This is a genomic window from Citrobacter sp. Cb041, from assembly GCF_030336655.1.
In the GTDB taxonomy this organism is placed as follows: Bacteria; Pseudomonadota; Gammaproteobacteria; order Enterobacterales; family Enterobacteriaceae; genus Citrobacter; species Citrobacter braakii.
This window is the reverse complement of the sequence record NZ_JAOWDD010000033.1, coordinates 1-18464: the sequence shown is the minus strand read 5'-3', so window position 1 is coordinate 18464 and position 18464 is coordinate 1. Positions and strand designations below refer to the sequence as shown.

Sequence of the window (18464 nt, the reverse complement as noted above, 5' to 3'; positions counted from 1 at the left end):
CCAGAGTCTCAGCGATCGGACACAACCACAGTAATGTGGCTGGTGCGCTTCAGGATGCGATCTGCACGACCTTTTGCACGCGGCATAATGCGCTTCATGCTCGGGCCTTCGTCTACGAAAATTTTCGTAACTTTCAGATCGTCAATGTCAGCGCCATCGTTGTGTTCAGCGTTAGCAATGGCAGATTCCAGGACTTTCTTGACCAGTACAGCCGCTTTCTTATTGGTGTAGGTCAGAATATCCAGAGCCTGCGACACTTTCTTACCGCGAATCAGGTCTGCAACAAGGCGAACCTTCTGAGCAGAAGAACGAGCATGGCGATGTTGAGCTAAAGTTTCCATCTCTTCCTCCTACCTTATTTCTTCTTCGCTTTTTTATCAGCAGCATGGCCGCGATAAGTACGAGTCGGTGCGAATTCACCCAGTTTGTGACCGACCATTTCGTCGGAAACAAATACCGGAACGTGCTGACGACCATTATGGACAGCGATGGTCAAACCGATCATGTTAGGAAAGATCGTTGAACGACGGGACCAAGTGCGCAGGGGCTTCTTGTCTCCGCTTTCCACCGCTTTCTCTACCTTCTTCAGCAAGTGCAGGTCAATAAAAGGACCTTTCTTGAGAGAACGTGGCATGGCTTATCCTCTAAAATTATTTGCTACGGCGACGTACGATGAATTTATCAGTACGCTTGTTGCTGCGGGTCTTCTTACCTTTGGTCTGAACGCCCCACGGAGTTACCGGGTGCTTACCAAAGTTACGACCTTCACCACCACCATGTGGGTGATCGACTGGGTTCATCGCAGTACCGCGAACGGTAGGACGAACACCACGCCAGCGTGCAGCACCTGCTTTACCCAGAACGCGCAGCATATGCTCAGCATTGCCAACTTCGCCCAGAGTTGCACGGCAGTCTGCTTCGACTTTACGCATTTCACCAGAACGCAGACGCAGGGTGACATAAGCACCATCGCGAGCAACGATCTGAACGTAAGTACCAGCGGAACGTGCCAGCTGACCGCCTTTACCTGGTTTCATTTCTACGTTATGAACAGTAGAACCAACCGGGATATTGCGCATCGGCAGGGTGTTACCTGCTTTGATTGCAGCATCAACGCCAGATTGAACCTGGTCGCCAGCTTTCAGGCCTTTAGGGGCCAGGATGTAACGGCGTTCACCGTCTTTGTACAGAACCAGCGCGATGTTCGCGGAGCGGTTCGGATCGTACTCAAGACGTTCAACAACTGCCGGGATACCGTCTTTGTTGCGTTTGAAGTCAACAATACGATAAGCCTGCTTGTGACCACCACCGATGTGACGAGTGGTGATGCGGCCATTGTTGTTACGACCACCGGATTTGCTGTTTTTTTCAACCAGCGGAGCAAAAGGTTTGCCCTTGTGCAGCTCTGGGTTGACCACTTTAACAACGTGGCGACGACCCGGAGATGTCGGTTTACATTTAACAACTGCCATTGTATTACTCCTCCGACTTACTCAGCGCCGCCGACGAAGTCCAGATTCTGGCCTTCCTTCAGGGTGACGTAAGCTTTTTTCCAGTCGCTACGACGACCGATACGCTGTCCGTGACGTTTAACTTTCCCTTTAACTACCAGGGTGTTAACGACTTCGACTTCGACTTCAAACAGTTTCTGCACAGCAGCTTTGATTTCTGCTTTGGTCGCGTCTTTAGCAACTTTGAGAACGATGGTGTTAGTTTTTTCCATCGCAGTAGACGCTTTTTCAGAAACGTGCGGTGCGCGCAGCACTTTCAGCAGACGTTCTTCACGAATCATGCCAGCATCTCCTCAACTTGCTTAACAGCATCAGCAGTCATTACGACTTTGTCGAAGGCGATCAGGCTAACCGGGTCGATACCAGTTGCATCGCGTACGTCAACCTTGTGCAGGTTGCGCGCAGCCAGGAACAGGTTTTCGTCCAGCTCACCGGTGATGATCAGCACATCTTCCAGAGCCATGTCTTTCAGTTTCTGTGCCAGCAGCTTAGTTTTAGGCGCTTCTACAGAGAATGATTCGACAACGATCAGACGATCCTGACGTACCAGTTCGGACAGAATGCTTTTCAGCGCGCCGCGGTACATCTTTTTGTTAACTTTTTGACTGTGGTCCTGTGGACGAGCAGCGAAGGTCACGCCACCTGAACGCCAGATCGGGCTCTTGATAGAACCTGAACGCGCACGGCCGGTACCTTTCTGGCGCCACGGCTTTTTGCCTGAACCAGTTACTTCAGCACGAGTCTTCTGAGCACGAGTACCCTGACGAGCACCAGCTGCATAAGCAACAACAACCTGGTGAACCAGCGCTTCGTTGAAATCACGACCGAAGGTAGTTTCGGAAACAGTCAGCGCGCTCTGCGCGTCTTTCAATACTAATTCCATTGCTATCCCCTTACGCCTTCACAGCTGGTTTAACGATCAGGTCGCAACCGGTCGCACCCGGAACACCACCTTTAACCAGCAGCAGGTTGCGCTCAGCGTCAACACGTACTACGTCCAGGCTCTGAACGGTTACACGTTCGTTGCCCAGCTGACCTGCCATTTTCTTGCCTTTAAACACTTTGCCCGGAGTCTGGTTCTGACCGATAGAACCCGGAACGCGGTGGGACAAGGAGTTACCGTGAGTAGCGTCCTGGGTACGGAAGTTCCAGCGCTTAACGGTACCAGCGAAACCTTTACCTTTAGAGGTACCGGTTACGTCAACTTTTTTAACGTCAGCAAACAGTTCAACGCTAATGTTCTGACCAACGGTGTATTCTTCACCATCTGCCAGGCGGAACTCCCACAGGCCGCGGCCAGCTTCTACGCCAGCTTTAGCAAAGTGGCCAGCTTCCGGCTTAGTTACGCGGTTAGCTTTTTTAGCACCGGTGGTAACCTGAACAGCGCGATAGCCATCGTTAGCCAGATCTTTAACCTGAGTAACGCGGTTTGCTTCAACTTCGATAACGGTTACTGGGATAGATACGCCATCTTCAGTGAAGATGCGGGTCATACCCACTTTTTTACCGACTAAACCAATCATTGTATCAACCTCTCAATCGCTCGATGACCTGATTAACCCAGGCTGATCTGCACGTCTACACCGGCAGCCAGGTCCAGACGCATCAGAGCATCAACGGTTTTTTCAGTTGGCTCAACGATGTCAACCAGACGCTTGTGAGTACGGATCTCGTACTGATCACGCGCGTCTTTGTTGACGTGCGGGGAGATCAGAACGGTGAAACGCTCTTTGCGGGTCGGCAGCGGGATCGGACCACGAACCTGCGCACCAGTGCGCTTGGCAGTCTCGACGATTTCCGCGGTTGATTGATCGATCAGACGATGATCAAACGCTTTCAAACGGATACGGATTCTTTGGTTCTGCATGAGACCAGAGCTCCAATTATTTTATAGACGAAATAGTTACTCCTCAAACCCATTACGATTGATGGGAGAGTGTAACCGTTCTTACGTAGCCCCCTGATTGGGAGCGTTGTTGACGGTAAACCGCCACAGTTCATATCGAACTACCCGTCAGATTTGACAGGCTGGCGTATTATACGTATAGCCAGTACGGATGCAAGTGATTATGGCTATTTGCCATCGATTTCTCTCAGCGCTTGTTGCACACGTGAGCGCAATACTTCGCCATCCGGCACTTCCTGCTCGGACGCTTCATCATAGGGTATCTCTTCCAACATACTGTCACCCTCTTCGTTCTGGGTGGGTAAATCGATGCGTATCGGCAGAGGTTTCTGCTTAAAAATGTAATGCACATCCGAGAGTCGATACGCCTGAGAATCGGGCACTCCCTGCGTGGCGGTTGTCGGATGGCGCACCAACCAGACATAATGTCCGTAGTAGCCGCACATTAGCATCAGGCTGACCCACAACAGCCAGCAACAGGAACGCAGCGCCTGCCGCCAGCGGCAACTCGACACTGTTTTCGCATCAATGGGTTGATAGATTCGCATCATCACACTCGCTCCTTAGACGGCGCATGTGTTAGCACAGGTGCCGACTCATTGATTAATACCGGCGCGTCTCCAAGACTCTGACGCAGCCTTATCAGCGTCTCTTTTCCCGGCTTACCATCCACAGGCAAATTCTCCCGCTGCTGGAATGCTTTGACCTTTTCGATTAACCATGGCGTCCATGAGCCTGATTTATCGCCGGGAACGCCCAGCGCGCGGCTCAGCATCGTATCAAACCAGATGATGGTTTCCGCCGGACTCTTTTCACCGATCTGCATTTTCCTGTCAGGCGTTAAATTGAGCATCAGGGTATAATTTCCCTGCCAGTGCTTCGCCAGCCACTCCTGGCTGACGATCCAGGTTTTATTATCAATGATAAGATCCAGCTCGTTTCCTGATACACGCATCACAACACCGTAGACCGGTTGTTTATCGATATTCAAATGCGCAATCCACGGCAACCCGCGCCTGATGAGGTTATCTAAACGTTCCTTGCCGCTTTCGCACACCAACTCAGCGCGATCGGCCTGGTCACACCATGCCTCGTCATGCGCTGTGTCGAATCCCCAGACGCTGAATAATTGCTGCATGGCATCGCGTAATCCTCCCCGTGCGTCGCCAATATCCGGCAGGTTTTCCTTTTTTTGCGTCATCGCCACCGTTAATCCGGCGTGCACAGGAAGTTGAAGGGGAAAAACATCGACCGCCAGCCAGCCGAACGTCAAAGCCAGCGCAGCGTAAAGTCCGGGCAGTATTCCCTTGCGCAATACGCAAGAACGGAGAGTAAATGTTTCCAGCAACAATCTTTCCTGTTGAGCGGTTAACACATCCGCTTGCCTGTCCGTTGCTATTTTTCTCGCCGCCCGGGCGATGCGCCCCAGCAACGCCAGGTTTCCCTGCACTGCCCGAACCGCTTTGCGCACAAATTCATGACGCATCCGCACAGGCTCGCCATCCGCCTCACGCAGTTGCTGTTGATGCATAAAATCAAGATATTCATCGTCCGTCGGCGCAGCGATGCTCGCCGACAGCGTAACACGCCGTTTAAGTCGTCGGTTACGCCTGAGCGCTTCGCCCCCCACCAGTAGCAAGCTGGCGCCAGCGTCAAATGAAGCCGCCAGATGACGGAAATTATCGACAAATGCCGGAAGATGTCTGGCGAGCGCGTCAGCATTATCAATGACAATTATTATTGGTTGCGTTGCCGGACTAAGGGCAGGCATCAGCGTTGACCAGAAACGGCTAATTCTCACATCTCGCCAGTCTGGCTGGAGTTTTCCGTGCGTACACGCCGTGTGTGTCAATTGACAGAAACCAGAGAAACCAGTGGCGGTAAACACCACTACCCTGCCGGGAAAATCCTTACCTAACTGATAAATAAGCGTCGATTTACCACACCCCGGTTTGCCGCATAATACGCCCACATCGCCAGCGCCCAGCTCATGAATAAAGATATTCTTGATAAGGGTATGTTGCGAAAAAAAGTAAATTGCATACGGTAATTCGCGTTCAGTCATCGATAAGTTCCAGTAATTGATGCGGGTATTTAACTTATTATATGTCAGGTAAATATTATCAATTTTTTATATTTGAATTAAACGACATGTTCCGACGATTAAATTGAAAACCTGAAAGTAAGCCTATATCATGCTTCTCCCGAAAAGAACAGGCATGCTATTAACAATGGATGTTATCGCGAAGCAATTTACCTTTATATTTAAGAGAAAGCGTAACGATGTGCTGTACTGCGTTATGTTTTTTGTCGGTGTCATTGTTATTATTCATTCGTTATATGCCTATAGATTATTTATTGATTCCATCAATACGAAAAACAAAACCAGTCACTCAATAACGTCCGTTGTCCTCAGGCTGCCAATGAATTTACCGAAAAACAGTAAGGAAAACGCGACTGATAATAAAGAAGATGTTTCAATTAAAAATTCGATGCTCAATCTCCAGCTAAATGGCATTATTGCGAGCACGCTAAAAACACGTTCACAGGCTATTATCACCATTGATGAGAAAGCAAAATTTTACAGTACCGGAGATAAACTTGACGATCTCCCTGACGTAAAAATTACGGACATTGATAATAATAGCGTGACGATTGATAACAATGGCTCCCGGCAACGCATCGCTTTTATTGATGAGCCTGATATATCCTCCAGGGTGCCGGCACCATCGCTGCCACATGACAGCGCGCCACATTCCCTCAGCGACATCATTATTACCAACTTTATCTATCAGCAGGAAGCGCTACAGGGCGTCAGATTAAACGCCCGTGGTCCGGTTGAACGTTTTATAGCAACCGGACTCAGGCCTGGCGATATTGCGATCAAAATGAACAACCATCCGCTAACTCAGGAAACGTCAGCAAAAGCGGCACTACAGGAATTTGTAACCTTAAACTCTGCCCAGTTTACCGTGATACGAAACGGTCAGGAAGCGTTGGTGAATGTATCCGTTACTGAGAATGATTAACCTTAAGGACGACAAAATTGCGCAAAGGAATTAAAAAAACGGCTGCATGGATATTGGCGCTCCAGTTTTTCGCCTTTCCATTTCAAACCATGTCAGCGCAATATTCGGCAAACTTCCAGGATGCGGATCTCCGGGAGTTTATTACCTCGGTCAGTAAGCAAATGGGCAAAACCATTCTGATCGATCCGTCCGTCCAGGGAAAAATCTCCGTTCGCAGCTTTGACAGTTTCAACGAGGAGGAATACTACCAGTTTTTTCTCAGCGTTCTCGATATCTACGGCTACTCGGTTATCACCCTGGATAACGGCCTGCTGAAGGTTGTTCGCTCCGCAACGCTTAAGACCGCGCCGGGGAAAGTATTGGCACAGTCGCAACCAGCGGTCGGCGATGAATTTATCACCCGCGTCGTGGCGCTGAAAAATGTCCCGGTACGCGATCTGGCTCCGCTATTACGCCAGATGATGGACAGCGGCGGCATCGGCAACGTCGTACATTATGATCCTTCTAATGCGCTGTTGATCACCGGCAAAGCCAATATAGTCAATCGCATCCTTGAGGTTGTGAAACGGGTCGATGTTATCGGTACTCAGGAACGTGAGCTTATCAAACTGCGCTACGCCTCGGCAGTTGATTTATCTGATGTAATTAACAGCCTGATTCGCGAAGAGTCAAAGGAAAACCCAACGCAGATCCTGCTGCCTAAAATTGTCGCCGACAAGCGCACCAACGCCCTTCTTATCAGCGGGCCGGACAATGTGCGCCAGCGGATGAAATCTTTAATCGCTAAACTGGATATCGAACAGACCACGCAGGGCAATACTCGCGTGTTCTATTTGAAATACGCCAAAGCCACTAAAATCGTTGAAGTGCTGACCGGCGTGTCAACCAAACTGACGGAAGACAAGCAGTCGTCTTCGCAGAGCGTGGCTACCCCTTCCCGGGATGTCTCGATTAACGCCGATGAACAAACCAACTCGGTGGTCATTACCGCAGACCAGAGCACCATGCAGGAGCTGGAAAAAGTCATCGCTCGTCTGGATATTCGCCGCGCACAGGTACTGGTTGAAGCCATCATTGTGGAAGTCCAGGATGGCAACGGCCTGAATCTTGGCGTGCAGTGGGCCAACAGCAACGTCGGCGGTCAGCAGTTTACCAAAACGGGGCTGCCGATTTTCGACGCATCAAGAGGCGCGCGCCAGTTTGATAAAAATGGTTCGATGACCAGCGACAACCCTATTGCCAGCGCGTTAAGCAGTTTTAACGGCCTGGCGACGGGCTTCTTTGAGGGGGACTGGAGCGTCCTGCTCACCGCGATCTCCTCCGACAACAAAAACGATATCCTCGCCACCCCCAGCATTGTGACGCTGGATAACAAAGAAGCGTCGTTTAATGTCGGCCAGGATGTGCCGGTGCTTTCCGGCTCGCAAACGACCTCTGGCGACAACGTCTTTAATACGGTCGAACGTAAAACCGTCGGCACCAAACTGAAGGTCACACCGCAAATCAACGAAGGCGACGCGGTGCTGATGGAGATCGAGCAGGAAGTGTCGAGCGTCGATACCGCTTCCGGTAACGCCAGCGATCTCGGCCCAACGTTCAACACCCGCACTATCCAGAATGCCGTGCTGGTCAAAAGTGGCGAAACCGTGGTACTGGGTGGCCTGCTGGATGATTCAAGCAAAGAGCAGGTTTCCAAAGTACCGCTGCTGGGCGATATCCCTGTTCTCGGACAGCTATTCCGCTACACCTCAACGGAAAATGCGAAGCGTAATTTGATGGTCTTTATCAGGCCGACCATTATTCGCGACGACGAGGTTTATCGTTCGCTCTCAAAGGATAAATACACCCGATTTCGTGAGTTACAGCAGCAGCGTATTGATAAGCAATCCAGTGGATTGGTCGGCGTGAAGGACGAAGAACGCCCGATGCTTAAAGAGCTGAATTTCGATGTGCCGACCGACGCGCCCAACGACCAGCCATCGCGCAATCCCTTCCGGGAATGATCCAACATGACTGACTTATGGACGCGCATTCCTCCCCAGCATCCTCTGCCGCTTAATTACGCGCAGGGGCAAAAATTTGGTATCGCGGTCGCGGCGGATGAATTGTTCTACCGCACCGACACACCGCTGGAAAACGTGCTCGAGGCCAGCGTTGCCTGTCAGCGCTTCAGCCGCCTGACGCCAGCGCAATTTGACGACCACCTGGATCAACTTTTCCAGCACGGCGCCGGAGAGTCCCGGCAGATTGCCCAGGATATCGATCAGGAGATCGACCTGACGGCGCTGAGCGAGGAGTTACCCGACAATGCCGATCTACTCAGTGATGAAAACGACGCACCGGTTATCCGCCTGATCAACGCGGTTCTTCATGAAGCCGTGAGGGAAGGCGCGTCGGATGTGCATATCGAAACCTTCGAAAAATCGCTGGTGGTGCGTTTTCGTATCGATGGTGTCCTCAAGCCAGTCCTTCAGCCCGCTAAAAAACTGGCGCCGCTGCTGATTTCACGTATCAAAGTCATGGCGCGACTGGATATTGCCGAAAAACGACTGCCGCAGGATGGGCGTATTTCCCTGCGCCTCGGACGCAAAAATATTGACGTCCGCGTTTCGACGTTGCCCTCGCAGTACGGCGAAAGAGCTGTATTGCGTCTGCTGGATAAAAACAGTCTGCGCCTGACGCTGGAGAATATGGGGCTATCGGCGGTGGATAGCCTGCGGCTGAAGGGTTTAGTACAGCAGCCGCACGGCATCATTCTCGTCACCGGCCCGACAGGTTCGGGAAAAAGCACCACGCTGTATGCGATTCTCGCCGAGCTGAATTCCCCCCAGCGTAATATCCTGACCGTCGAAGATCCCATCGAGTACGAGCTGGAAGGCGTCGGACAAACCCAGGTAAACAGCCGGGTGGATATGTCTTTCGCCAGGGGACTGCGTGCCATCCTGCGCCAGGATCCGGACATCGTCATGGTCGGCGAAATTCGTGACGCCGAAACCGCGCAGATAGCGGTTCAGGCATCGCTCACCGGACATCTGGTGCTTTCCACCCTGCACACTAACAGCGCCTGCGGTGCGATCACCCGATTACGGGACATGGGCGTTGAACCTTTCCTGCTCTCATCATCGCTAAGCGGCGTTATCGCCCAACGCCTGGTGCGTCGCCTCTGTCCGGCCTGCCGCGTGCATGCTCCCATTCCTGACTCTCAGAAATCCCTCCTGCACGCGCTCGATCCCACCGCTCAGACAATCTGGCAGGCTTGCGGATGCGGCGAATGTCGGGGAACTGGCTACCAGGGGCGACTGGCGATTCATGAAATTATGCTGGTGGATAAAACTATGCGCAGCATCATCCATCGCGACGCCGATGAACACGCCCTGGAGCAGTGCCTGCGCCAGCAAAGCCGGAGCCTGCGGGAGAACGGCCTGCTGCGCGTGCTGGCAGGCGAGACCACGCTTGAGGAAGTCATGCGCGTCACCTCTGCGCAAGAGGATACACGATGAAATATCAATGGCAGGCAATGGATGACAGCGGCACGACTCACCGTGGAACGCTGGATGCCGCCAGCAGCAAAGAGGCGCGCGAGGCGCTGCGCGCCCAGGGTCTGCACCCGCTGGTGTTAAATGAGAAAAAGGTCATTTCGCTGTTACGGACGGTAAAAAAAACGCCTCGTTTACGGCTTAGCGGCAGTGAACTGGCGCTGTTCACCCGCCAGCTCGCCACACTGGCCAACGCTTCGCTACCGCTTGAAGAGGCGCTGTTTGTTATTGGCCGGCAGAACAAAAATAATAAACTGGGGCTGGTGCTACACGACCTGCGCGAACGGATCCTCGCCGGACATACGCTTTCCGAATCGCTGGCCGCCTGGCCGCGGATCTTCGATTCCATTTACCGCACGCTGGTGAAAGCCGGTGAAAAAAGCGGACAGCTCGGCTGTGTGCTGGAAAAGCTGTCTGACTACAATGAGTTACGCCAGGCAACGCGCAGTAAACTCATCCAGTCACTGATTTATCCTTCCCTGCTGACCAGCGTGGCGATCGCCGTCGTCGCTATCCTGCTCACCACCGTAGTGCCCAAAATCGTGGAGCAGTTTCTGCATATGAAAGAAGCGCTGCCGATGTCCACGCGCGTGTTGCTGGCAATCAGTGGTGCCATACGCGACTACGGATTGTGGGTAATCGCATTGCTGCTGATTGCCTTTTTCCTGTTTCGCCACTGGCTCACCCGTCCCGGCAAACGGCATCTGCTTGACCGCTGGCTTCTTGATTTCAAACCCAGTCGCGCCCTGCTGCGCGCTATCCACTGCGCCCGTTATCTGCGCACCCTGAGCATTCTCAATATCAGCGGCGTTCCGCTGCTGGAAGGGATGACGCTGGCAACCGAAGGCATCGGTAACCGAGAAATTAGTCAGCGGCTGGGTCAGGCCGCGGAGCGCGTGCGCCAGGGTTCAGGCTTTCATCTCGCCCTGGAAAAATGCGATCTCTTCCCGCCGATGATGCTCTACATGATTGCCTCCGGGGAAAAAAGCGGCCAGCTCAGCGAGCTAATGGCGCGCGCCGCCGACCAGCAGGAAACACTGCTACAAAACCGAATTGCGCTGACGCTGGCGCTGTTTGAACCCGCGCTGATTATTACGATGGCGATGATTGTGCTGTTCATCATCGTCTCGGTTCTGCAACCCATTTTGCAACTCAACTCATTGGTAAGTTAAGGATAAAACGTGAATAGTGATGCACATAAGCAGCGAGGATTTACGCTGCTGGAGATGATGGTGGTGCTGGTTATTTTGGGCATCCTCGCAAGCCTGGTCGTCCCCAGTTTAATGGGCAATAAAGACAAAGCCGATCACCAGAAAGCCGTCAGCGACATCGTGGCACTGGAGAATGCGCTGGATATGTACAAACTGGATAACTATCGCTATCCGCTGACGGCGCAGGGGCTAAAGGCGCTGGTCGAAAAACCGACCGCCAGCCCAATCCCGGAAAATTATAACGCGAAGGGCTATATCAAGCGTCTGCCACAGGATCCCTGGGGTAATGAGTATCTGCTGGTAAGCCCCGGTGAACACGGCGATTACGATATTCTCTCCGCAGGTCAGGACGGTGAACCCGGCACCGCTGACGACATTACTAACTGGGAACTGGGTAAAGCGAAATAATCGGAATGAGGCAGAAGGGATTCACGCTACTGGAAGTCATTCTGGTGCTGACGATTATCGCGCTTGGCGCCTCGCTGGTGATGATGACCTACGGGCGACAAAATGATACCGCGAAAGCTATTACTGCAGCCGAACAGCTGGCGGCACTGACTGAATATGCCGCCGACTGGTCAACCATGGAGGACCGCAGTACCGGTATTGAGATCCGCGAACAAGGCTGGCGCATCGTCACACCGATTGGCAATCGCTGGCAGACGCCAACCCAGTTCTATCGCCTGGCGACCGAGGGCAAGTGGGAAAATGACTGGCAGGTGGCTCTGTTCCCAGCGTCGCTCGCCAGGCAATCCGTCGGCACGCCGCAAATTCTGATTCACCCGGACGGTGAAATTACGCCGTTTACGCTACACATCCGCAGCCGTAAAAATAATACGCTGCTGTTCACGCTCGCCAGTACCGGCGGGCTGCCGCTGGTGCTCACCCGAGGCGACAGCCGATGAGCCAAAGGCAATCAGGAATGACGCTTCTGGAAGTGCTCCTGGCTATATTCATTTTCGCCACCTGCTCTCTCGCGCTACTCAACAGCCTGCATGGCCAGGTTAGCGCCACCGCAAAAATGGAAGAACAGGTGCTTGCCGGTTGGGTAGCGGATAATACGCTCAAAACCTATCAACTGGCCGGGCAGAGCCCCGCTAAAACCGCCACAGGCAGCAGCATAATGGGTAAACGCCGCTGGGACTGGTCGTTAACAGTCTCACCCGCCGATGCTTCTGGCCTCAGCACCTGGACAGCAGACGTCGCTCTTGAGGACAAACAGCAGATCCGCCTGCAGCGCTTTATTCCCTCGCCGCAAGGAGGACCGCAAAATGTCTCCCGGCCCTGAGAAACAGCGCGGCTTTACCCTGCTGGAAGTTTTACTGGCTATTGCTCTGTTCGCCATGCTCAGCCTGCTGACGGCGCAGATGCTGACAACGACAATTGACAGTAACGAGCAGACCAAAAAGCATCAGCAGCGTTTTTCCGCTATCGTGCGTACCGTCAATTTGCTGGATAAAGATATCCGACAGCGGGTGCCGGTAACCCAATTGCAGGGCGAAAAAGAGACGCTGATGCTGACGACAGCCAGCAGTAACAGTTATCCTGGCGCCTGCTGCGCGCCCGATATCCAGCGAGTTCAGTGGTATCTGCAGGATCATACCTTATACCGCACGCTCTGGCGCTACCCGGAAGATGCAACTCCGGCCATCACTCAGCCGATGCTCAATGGTGTGAACGCCTTCACGTTGCGTTATTACAACAGTAAAGAGAAAGCGTGGACGGACACGGCGACAATCCCATCTCCTGGCGCGATGGAAGTCACTCTTAAACTAGCTGATTCCGGCACGATAACTCGTCTGACGCTGTTGCCAGAGAACCGCCAGCCAGGAGAACAGCAATGACCCGGCAAAAGGGCGTGGCGCTGCTGGTAGTGCTGATGATCCTGGCAATTATGGCGGCGCTGGCCAGCGAAATGACCGTGCGCTACCAGATCAACCTCAAACGCACCAGCTACACCAGGATGCGGCTACAGCAAAACTGGCTGGCAGAGCTGGCTGAAAGCCAGGCCATGCGTATTCTTGAACAGGACCTGCGGGATAATGAGAAATACCTCACTCACGAGCAGCTCTGGGCGCAGCCGCAGCGTATTCAGCTCGCCAGCGGCGATGTTGTTAGCTGGCAGCTATCTGACGAGCAGGCCTGTTACAACATTAATGCGCTGATTAACGCCCCGACCGACCGAATGAAAGAGCCGCCCGCCAGCATGAGCGTCTTTCTCGCGCTGCTGGACAACATTGGCGTCACCAATGCCCAGGCTGAGGCGCTGGTTGATGCTATCGCCGACTACATCGATAACGACGATATTCCACGCGCCTCCGGTGCCGAAAATGAGTATTACCAAACAAGTAACGACCCCCACACCATTGGCGGACGACGTATCTGGTCAATCAGTGAGCTCAAACAAATCAAAGGGATGACGCTTTCTCTTTACCAGCAAATCTCCCCGCGACTCTGCGCGCTGCCTGATGATGAGCTAAAAATCAACATCAACACCCTGACGCGCCGGGATGCACCGTTGCTTGCGGCGATGCTCAATAATGCTGTCCCGCCACGCGAGATTGAGCGCTTTTTTGATACCCCACGCAAAGGACGCAAAATCAGCATTGAGACGTTGTTAAAGACATTCGATAAGGATAATCCGGCTCATAAGCTGTCGCAGACCACATTCAAAAGCATTGCGGTGGCGACCAGTCGTTACTTCCGCCTTGAAACGACTATCGAACAGGGCGATAGCGCCGGGAGCACCATCAGCCAGCTGGAATACGATCCCAAAAGAAAGGCTCTGTTTATTACAGCCCGCAAAAGCGTGGCGCGCGACCATTAAAGGGAACTAAATGACGCCAGACACATTACTGCTACGTCCGCTGCCGGGAAAAATGGAATGGTGCTGCCCCAACGAGGCACAACTTCCGGTTATTGTTGAACAGGCGGATTACCTCCAGCCAAACGCGCTGGCCGACCTGCCGGATGCCGGTAACGCCTGCCTGTTCCTGTCGCCTGATTATTTCTGTTTTCGCCGCGTCGAATTACCGACGGAAAACTACAAAATCAGTGAACAAACGCTGGGCTGGCTGGTGGAGGACGCCGTTGTCGGTGATACAGATAGCCTGCACTGGACGGTTCTCGCCAGAGAAGAAAACACGCTCCATCTCGCCGGGATCGCCAGGACCACGCTGAACGATCTATTGACGACTTTCCGCACAGCTGGCGTGACGTTGACGCATATCGTTCCGGATGGTTTCTGGCTGCCGTATGTCACGGATAGCTGGAGTCTGCTACAACAAGATGAGCGATGGTTAATCCGTTACGACGCGTGGAAAACAGGCGTGCTGAGTGAGGCACTGCTCACGCATTTACTCGCCAGCCATACAGAGCAAAAAATCATCAGCGCCAGCCCACTTCCTGTGCCTCACGCTTATGTCGAATACCTTGACTGGCAGCCGCCGCTGGCGTGCGCCTGCAATGGCGATAATATTCAGGACATTAACGTATTACACGGCAGCTTCCGCCCTTCGCCCCCGACACAACCGACCCCGCGTCTGCTGAAATATGCCGCCATAGCAACATTTGCCCTGGCGATAGCGCTCTTCTCAGGGCTGAAAGGGGTGATGCTCTGGCAGCTTCATCAACAGAAACAGGTGCTCTCAGCGGAAGGTGCCATCCTGTGGAACCGCTATTTCCCAGGTGATAACCGCAACAACAATTTTAAATATTTCTTCGAATCGTCCGCGAGGGATCGCTATCCGGATGTGCTGACGTTACTGACTCAGCTTCAGACCCGATTAAGCACATTGCCGGGGCTTACCATCCGCGAGGTCAACTACCGGCTCGAACAACGCCTTTTTACCCTGACGCTCAACGTTCGCGATCCGGAACATCTTCGCCGCTTTATGGTGCAGACAAACGACGAATTTATCCTGACTCAACCGCCAGAAGGGACGACAGGTAGCGTCCGGCTGACCCTGAAGGAGCGCAAATGAATATGAATAGCTGGTGGAGCGAAAAAAACGGCAGAGAGCAACGCAGTCTGATATTCCTCGCCGTTTTCTGTCTGCTGGCGGGATTCTGGTACGGCGTGGTTCAGCCCCTGGATAACGCTATTGCACAGCAGGGACAGGAAAATGATCGTCTCAGGAGTGAGATCCAGTGGGTAAATGAGGCGATTCAGCGTCGCGGATTAGTTGCCAGCAGACCGGGCACAAAGACCGATCCGGCACTGATACAACATAGCGCGCAGCAGGCAGGTCTGAATATCAGCGTTGTGACATCCACTCCCGATCATTTTGCGATCTCGCTTCCCGTTGTTAAAACCGAACCATTATTTGCGTGGCTTAATACCCTACAAAATGAGGGAATACAGGTTTCGCAACTCACGTTTAGCGCCCGCCCGGTCGCCGGGGAGATTGCGGTGGAAGCCCTTGAACTCTATCCGGTGGGGAAATGACGGAACTCATTAACATTGCAGCAATGGCGCTTGTCGGGCTGATAGTCGGCAGCTTTATGAATGTAGTGGTTTATCGACTGCCGATCATGATTGAGCATCGGCACAGCGAAACATGGAATATCGCCTGGCCTCCGTCGCACTGTCCACACTGCCAGCACAGGCTATCGGTGCGTAATACTATTCCACTATTCAGTTGGCTGTGGCAGCGGGGGCGTTGCCAGGCCTGCGCTCAGCCCATTTCATGGCGTTACCCACTGACTGAACTGGCGTGTTCTTGTATTTTTGCGCTTAGCGCCGCATTTGTCTCTTCAATATCAGATGCAATTGCCATCATGACGCTGTTCTGGTTTATTTTCGCCCTGGCGCAAATTGATCTCCGGACGTACCTGCTGCCGGATGTGCTGACGCAGCCGCTGCTCTGGCTCGGTCTGCTATATCACAGCGTTTACGACAGAGAGATGTTACCCGACGCGCTGTACGGCGCTGTCGCTGGCTATCTGACGCTATGGCTGGTCTGGTGGGGATGCAAAATACTTGCGGGAAAAGAGGGCATCGGCCTGGGTGACGCTAAGCTACTGGCGGCGATGGGTGCCTGGTGTGGATGGCCAGCGCTACCGCCCATTTTACTCGCTGCATCATTGCTGGGCATTGTCTGGTGGCTGATCCTACGCCTTACCCGAAGGACGTCGATACCGCTTATCGCATTCGGTCCGTGGCTTGGACTGGCAGGCTGGTTGATTTTCAGCGCGCAAAGCTCAGGTGTTATCGGGTACTGAAATGAGCGGCAGGCCTGCCGCTCTGCAAAGTGTGCGTCTACGCTTCGCGAATCTGTGCCTGAAGATAGTTCTGAAGTCCCATCTTCTGGAGCAGATCCAACTCCGTTTCCAGCCAGTCAATGTGACCTTCTTCATCAGCAAGGATTTCGATCATCATATCCCGGCTAACGTAGTCATGGACGCTGTCGGCATAGGCAATGGCTTCACGTAAATCTTTAGCCCCATCGAGTTCGAGTCGAAGATCGGATTGCAGCATCTCTTCAACATCTTCGCCTATACCCAACTTACCAAGATCCTGTAAGTTTGGGAGCCCTTCTAAGAATAAAATACGCTCGATATATTTATCAGCGTGTTTCATCTCATCGATAGATTCATGGTACTCAACATCATTGAGGCGAGTCAGTCCCCAGTTTTTGAACATACGAGCATGGAGAAAATACTGGTTGATTGCGACAAGCTCATTTCCCAATAGTTTATTGAGATAATTTATGATTTTAACATCACCTTTCATTTTATAGTCCCTCCGCTTCCACTCTTAGAGCGTAGATGGGGCTACAGGGATGTCAAAAAAAAGAGTGTGACTTAGGCGATCTCTTTAAATTCTGGCATTTGCGTTAATTCATCCTGCATGACTTCGCGGGCAGCACGAATGCACTTACCGCATTGATTTCCAACAGGAATAAATTTACGCAATTGCTGAAAGGACTGAGGATGAAACTGGCGAACAGCCTGACGTATTTTTTTATCACTTATCGCATTACACAAACAAACGTACATGATCGCTCCCGTTCAATTTCTGCGCAAAGTGTAAATGAGAATAGTTATGATTACAATAGCACAACGCTATTTACGCAGCGGGAGAATGAATGAAAAATGCGAATAAATATGACAACTGCTAAATCGTGGACAGCAAAAAGGGCGCCGAAGCGCCCTTTTTAAGCTCAAAGCTAATTAATCAATAATTAGCTCATTACTTTAGCAACAACGCCCGCACCAACAGTACGGCCGCCTTCACGGATTGCGAAACGCAGACCGTCGTCCATCGCGATTGGGTGGATCAGGGTAACAACCATTTTGATGTTGTCGCCCGGCATTACCATCTCAACGCCTTCCGGCAGTTCGATGGTACCAGTCACGTCAGTAGTACGGAAGTAGAACTGCGGACGGTAGCCTTTGAAGAACGGAGTATGACGGCCGCCTTCGTCTTTGGACAGAATGTACACTTCAGATTCGAACTTGGTGTGCGGCTTGATAGAGCCCGGCTTAGCCAGGACCTGACCACGTTCGATTTCTTCACGTTTGATACCACGCAGCAGAACACCAACGTTCTCACCAGCACGGCCTTCGTCCAGCAGTTTGCGGAACATTTCAACGCCAGTACAGGTAGACTTAGCAGTCTCTTTGATACCAACGATTTCAACTTCTTCACCAACTTTGATGATACCGCGCTCTACACGACCGGTAACAACGGTACCGCGACCGGAGATGGAGAATACGTCTTCGATAGGCAGCAGGAACGGCTTGTCAATCGCACGCTCTGGTTCCGGGATGTAAGAATCCAGGAAGCCAGCCAGTTCGATGATTTTCGCTTCCCACTCTGCTTCGCCTTCCAGCGCTTTCAGAGCAGAACCACGAACGATCGGAGTGTCGTCACCCGGGAAATCGTACTGAGACAGAAGTTCACGAACTTCCATTTCTACCAGTTCCAGCAGCTCTTCGTCATCAACCATGTCGCATTTGTTCAGGAACACGATGATGTACGGAACGCCTACCTGACGACCCAGCAGGATGTGCTCACGAGTCTGCGGCATCGGGCCGTCAGTCGCAGCAACAACCAGGATCGCGCCGTCCATCTGCGCAGCACCGGTGATCATGTTTTTAACATAGTCGGCGTGGCCCGGGCAGTCTACGTGTGCGTAGTGGCGAGTCGGGGTGTCATATTCAACGTGAGAAGTGTTGATGGTGATACCACGAGCTTTTTCTTCCGGCGCGTTATCGATCTGGTCGAATGCACGAGCAGCACCGCCGTAGGTTTTAGCCAGTACGGT

The 18464-nt window shown here is 52.6% G+C and carries 24 protein-coding genes; 12 read left to right on the top strand and 12 right to left on the bottom strand.

Features of this window, described 5'->3' with window-relative positions; translation table 11 throughout:
- Nucleotides 1-8: 8 nt before the first annotated feature.
- From rplV to OGV52_RS07485, 9 genes are all read right to left on the bottom strand, one after another.
- On the bottom strand, nt 9-341 hold the full coding sequence (gene rplV / locus OGV52_RS07525) for a 50S ribosomal protein L22 (RefSeq protein WP_000448832.1): 333 nt from the start codon (nt 339-341) through the stop codon (nt 9-11).
- A gap of 14 nt (nt 342-355) precedes the next feature.
- A complete protein-coding gene (rpsS, locus tag OGV52_RS07520) occupies nt 356-634 on the bottom strand; it encodes a 30S ribosomal protein S19 (protein ID WP_001138115.1) in 279 nt (92 codons plus the stop codon).
- A 16-nt stretch (nt 635-650) separates the two neighbouring features.
- Nucleotides 651-1472: a 50S ribosomal protein L2 gene (gene rplB / locus OGV52_RS07515; protein WP_016154746.1), complete on the bottom strand. Its 822-nt coding sequence runs from the start codon at nt 1470-1472 to the stop codon at nt 651-653.
- A gap of 17 nt (nt 1473-1489) precedes the next feature.
- The gene (gene rplW, locus OGV52_RS07510; protein WP_000617546.1) at nt 1490-1792 is read right to left on the bottom strand and encodes a 50S ribosomal protein L23; all 303 of its coding nucleotides are present in this window, start codon (nt 1790-1792) and stop codon (nt 1490-1492) included.
- Complete coding sequence (gene rplD, locus OGV52_RS07505) at nt 1789-2394, bottom strand: 50S ribosomal protein L4 (RefSeq protein ID WP_003031119.1); 606 nt, start codon at nt 2392-2394, stop codon at nt 1789-1791. Before rplD ends, rplW begins: the two co-directional genes overlap by 4 nt.
- 10 nt (nt 2395-2404) lie before the next feature.
- On the bottom strand, nt 2405-3034 hold the full coding sequence (gene rplC, locus OGV52_RS07500; protein ID WP_003031117.1) for a 50S ribosomal protein L3: 630 nt from the start codon (nt 3032-3034) through the stop codon (nt 2405-2407).
- Between the two features lie 32 nt (nt 3035-3066).
- Entirely contained in the window at nt 3067-3378 is a 312-nt protein-coding gene (gene rpsJ, locus OGV52_RS07495) for a 30S ribosomal protein S10 (protein ID WP_001181005.1), read from the bottom strand.
- A 206-nt stretch (nt 3379-3584) separates the two neighbouring features.
- Nucleotides 3585-3968 carry a type II secretion system protein GspB, cryptic system variant gene (locus OGV52_RS07490; RefSeq protein ID WP_103767385.1) on the bottom strand — a complete coding sequence of 128 codons (384 nt, stop codon included), beginning with the start codon at nt 3966-3968 and terminating at the stop codon, nt 3585-3587.
- The gene (locus OGV52_RS07485) at nt 3968-5482 is read right to left on the bottom strand and encodes a peptidoglycan-binding protein (protein WP_287108302.1); all 1515 of its coding nucleotides are present in this window, start codon (nt 5480-5482) and stop codon (nt 3968-3970) included. The genes OGV52_RS07490 and OGV52_RS07485 overlap by 1 nt, the downstream gene beginning before the upstream one ends.
- A gap of 166 nt (nt 5483-5648) precedes the next feature.
- Here OGV52_RS07485 and gspC point away from each other — a divergent pair, with 166 nt between their 5' ends.
- The 12 genes from gspC to OGV52_RS07425 are packed head-to-tail and all read left to right on the top strand — an operon-like array spanning nt 5649 to nt 16416.
- The gene (gene gspC / locus OGV52_RS07480; RefSeq protein WP_287108300.1) at nt 5649-6446 is read left to right on the top strand and encodes a type II secretion system protein GspC; all 798 of its coding nucleotides are present in this window, start codon (nt 5649-5651) and stop codon (nt 6444-6446) included.
- Between the two features lie 17 nt (nt 6447-6463).
- Nucleotides 6464-8449 (top strand): type II secretion system secretin GspD, encoded by a 1986-nt coding sequence (gene gspD, locus OGV52_RS07475; protein ID WP_448839186.1) that lies wholly within the window; start codon nt 6464-6466, stop codon nt 8447-8449.
- Between the two features lie 6 nt (nt 8450-8455).
- Complete coding sequence (gene gspE / locus OGV52_RS07470; RefSeq protein ID WP_287108299.1) at nt 8456-9946, top strand: type II secretion system ATPase GspE; 1491 nt, start codon at nt 8456-8458, stop codon at nt 9944-9946.
- Nucleotides 9943-11154, top strand: a complete 1212-nt coding sequence (gene gspF / locus OGV52_RS07465) for a type II secretion system inner membrane protein GspF (RefSeq protein ID WP_287108298.1) — start codon at nt 9943-9945, stop codon at nt 11152-11154. Before gspE ends, gspF begins: the two co-directional genes overlap by 4 nt.
- A 9-nt stretch (nt 11155-11163) precedes the next feature.
- Nucleotides 11164-11601 carry a type II secretion system major pseudopilin GspG gene (gene gspG / locus OGV52_RS07460; protein WP_016154753.1) on the top strand — a complete coding sequence of 146 codons (438 nt, stop codon included), beginning with the start codon at nt 11164-11166 and terminating at the stop codon, nt 11599-11601.
- 5 nt (nt 11602-11606) lie between these two features.
- Nucleotides 11607-12098, top strand: a complete 492-nt coding sequence (gspH, locus tag OGV52_RS07455; protein ID WP_047501496.1) for a type II secretion system minor pseudopilin GspH — start codon at nt 11607-11609, stop codon at nt 12096-12098.
- The gene (gene gspI / locus OGV52_RS07450) at nt 12095-12481 is read left to right on the top strand and encodes a type II secretion system minor pseudopilin GspI (RefSeq protein WP_153689963.1); all 387 of its coding nucleotides are present in this window, start codon (nt 12095-12097) and stop codon (nt 12479-12481) included. Before gspH ends, gspI begins: the two co-directional genes overlap by 4 nt.
- Entirely contained in the window at nt 12465-13037 is a 573-nt protein-coding gene (locus OGV52_RS07445; protein ID WP_287108297.1) for a type II secretion system protein GspJ, read from the top strand. Before gspI ends, OGV52_RS07445 begins: the two co-directional genes overlap by 17 nt.
- Complete coding sequence (gspK, locus tag OGV52_RS07440; protein ID WP_287108296.1) at nt 13034-14020, top strand: type II secretion system minor pseudopilin GspK; 987 nt, start codon at nt 13034-13036, stop codon at nt 14018-14020. Before OGV52_RS07445 ends, gspK begins: the two co-directional genes overlap by 4 nt.
- A 10-nt stretch (nt 14021-14030) precedes the next feature.
- On the top strand, nt 14031-15176 hold the full coding sequence (gene gspL, locus OGV52_RS07435) for a type II secretion system protein GspL (protein WP_287108294.1): 1146 nt from the start codon (nt 14031-14033) through the stop codon (nt 15174-15176).
- A complete protein-coding gene (locus tag OGV52_RS07430; RefSeq protein ID WP_153689959.1) occupies nt 15173-15640 on the top strand; it encodes a type II secretion system protein M in 468 nt (155 codons plus the stop codon). Before gspL ends, OGV52_RS07430 begins: the two co-directional genes overlap by 4 nt.
- Nucleotides 15637-16416: a prepilin peptidase gene (locus tag OGV52_RS07425; protein ID WP_235117474.1), complete on the top strand. Its 780-nt coding sequence runs from the start codon at nt 15637-15639 to the stop codon at nt 16414-16416. Before OGV52_RS07430 ends, OGV52_RS07425 begins: the two co-directional genes overlap by 4 nt.
- A gap of 37 nt (nt 16417-16453) precedes the next feature.
- On the opposite strand, the gene bfr is transcribed toward OGV52_RS07425, so the two are convergent.
- From bfr to tuf, 3 genes are all read right to left on the bottom strand, one after another.
- Nucleotides 16454-16927: a bacterioferritin gene (gene bfr / locus OGV52_RS07420; protein WP_016154761.1), complete on the bottom strand. Its 474-nt coding sequence runs from the start codon at nt 16925-16927 to the stop codon at nt 16454-16456.
- A 71-nt stretch (nt 16928-16998) separates the two neighbouring features.
- Nucleotides 16999-17193 carry a bacterioferritin-associated ferredoxin gene (gene bfd, locus OGV52_RS07415; RefSeq protein WP_003031111.1) on the bottom strand — a complete coding sequence of 65 codons (195 nt, stop codon included), beginning with the start codon at nt 17191-17193 and terminating at the stop codon, nt 16999-17001.
- 185 nt (nt 17194-17378) lie between these two features.
- On the bottom strand, nt 17379-18464 hold a 1086-nt coding region (tuf, locus tag OGV52_RS07410; protein ID WP_131348470.1), incomplete at its 5' end, for an elongation factor Tu.

Excerpts from the sequence above, each read along its gene's own strand:
- rplW (WP_000617546.1), bottom strand. The coding sequence starts at position 1,792 with ATGATTCGTGAAGAACGTCTGCTGAAAGTGCTGCGCGCACCGCACGTT.
- bfr (WP_016154761.1), bottom strand. The coding sequence starts at position 16,927 with ATGAAAGGTGATGTTAAAATCATAAATTATCTCAATAAACTATTGGGA.
- rplC (WP_003031117.1), bottom strand. The coding sequence starts at position 3,034 with ATGATTGGTTTAGTCGGTAAAAAAGTGGGTATGACCCGCATCTTCACT.
- rpsJ (WP_001181005.1), bottom strand. The coding sequence starts at position 3,378 with ATGCAGAACCAAAGAATCCGTATCCGTTTGAAAGCGTTTGATCATCGT.
- rplV (WP_000448832.1), bottom strand. The coding sequence starts at position 341 with ATGGAAACTTTAGCTCAACATCGCCATGCTCGTTCTTCTGCTCAGAAG.
- OGV52_RS07445 (WP_287108297.1), top strand. The coding sequence starts at position 12,465 with ATGTCTCCCGGCCCTGAGAAACAGCGCGGCTTTACCCTGCTGGAAGTT.
- gspF (WP_287108298.1), top strand. The coding sequence starts at position 9,943 with ATGAAATATCAATGGCAGGCAATGGATGACAGCGGCACGACTCACCGT.
- rpsS (WP_001138115.1), bottom strand. The coding sequence starts at position 634 with ATGCCACGTTCTCTCAAGAAAGGTCCTTTTATTGACCTGCACTTGCTG.
- rplB (WP_016154746.1), bottom strand. The coding sequence starts at position 1,472 with ATGGCAGTTGTTAAATGTAAACCGACATCTCCGGGTCGTCGCCACGTT.
- rplD (WP_003031119.1), bottom strand. The coding sequence starts at position 2,394 with ATGGAATTAGTATTGAAAGACGCGCAGAGCGCGCTGACTGTTTCCGAA.
- OGV52_RS07485 (WP_287108302.1), bottom strand. The coding sequence starts at position 5,482 with ATGACTGAACGCGAATTACCGTATGCAATTTACTTTTTTTCGCAACAT.
- OGV52_RS07490 (WP_103767385.1), bottom strand. The coding sequence starts at position 3,968 with ATGATGCGAATCTATCAACCCATTGATGCGAAAACAGTGTCGAGTTGC.
- gspK (WP_287108296.1), top strand. The coding sequence starts at position 13,034 with ATGACCCGGCAAAAGGGCGTGGCGCTGCTGGTAGTGCTGATGATCCTG.
- gspI (WP_153689963.1), top strand. The coding sequence starts at position 12,095 with ATGAGCCAAAGGCAATCAGGAATGACGCTTCTGGAAGTGCTCCTGGCT.
- gspE (WP_287108299.1), top strand. The coding sequence starts at position 8,456 with ATGACTGACTTATGGACGCGCATTCCTCCCCAGCATCCTCTGCCGCTT.
- OGV52_RS07430 (WP_153689959.1), top strand. The coding sequence starts at position 15,173 with ATGAATATGAATAGCTGGTGGAGCGAAAAAAACGGCAGAGAGCAACGC.
- gspH (WP_047501496.1), top strand. The coding sequence starts at position 11,607 with ATGAGGCAGAAGGGATTCACGCTACTGGAAGTCATTCTGGTGCTGACG.
- gspC (WP_287108300.1), top strand. The coding sequence starts at position 5,649 with ATGGATGTTATCGCGAAGCAATTTACCTTTATATTTAAGAGAAAGCGT.
- gspL (WP_287108294.1), top strand. The coding sequence starts at position 14,031 with ATGACGCCAGACACATTACTGCTACGTCCGCTGCCGGGAAAAATGGAA.
- OGV52_RS07425 (WP_235117474.1), top strand. The coding sequence starts at position 15,637 with ATGACGGAACTCATTAACATTGCAGCAATGGCGCTTGTCGGGCTGATA.
- bfd (WP_003031111.1), bottom strand. The coding sequence starts at position 17,193 with ATGTACGTTTGTTTGTGTAATGCGATAAGTGATAAAAAAATACGTCAG.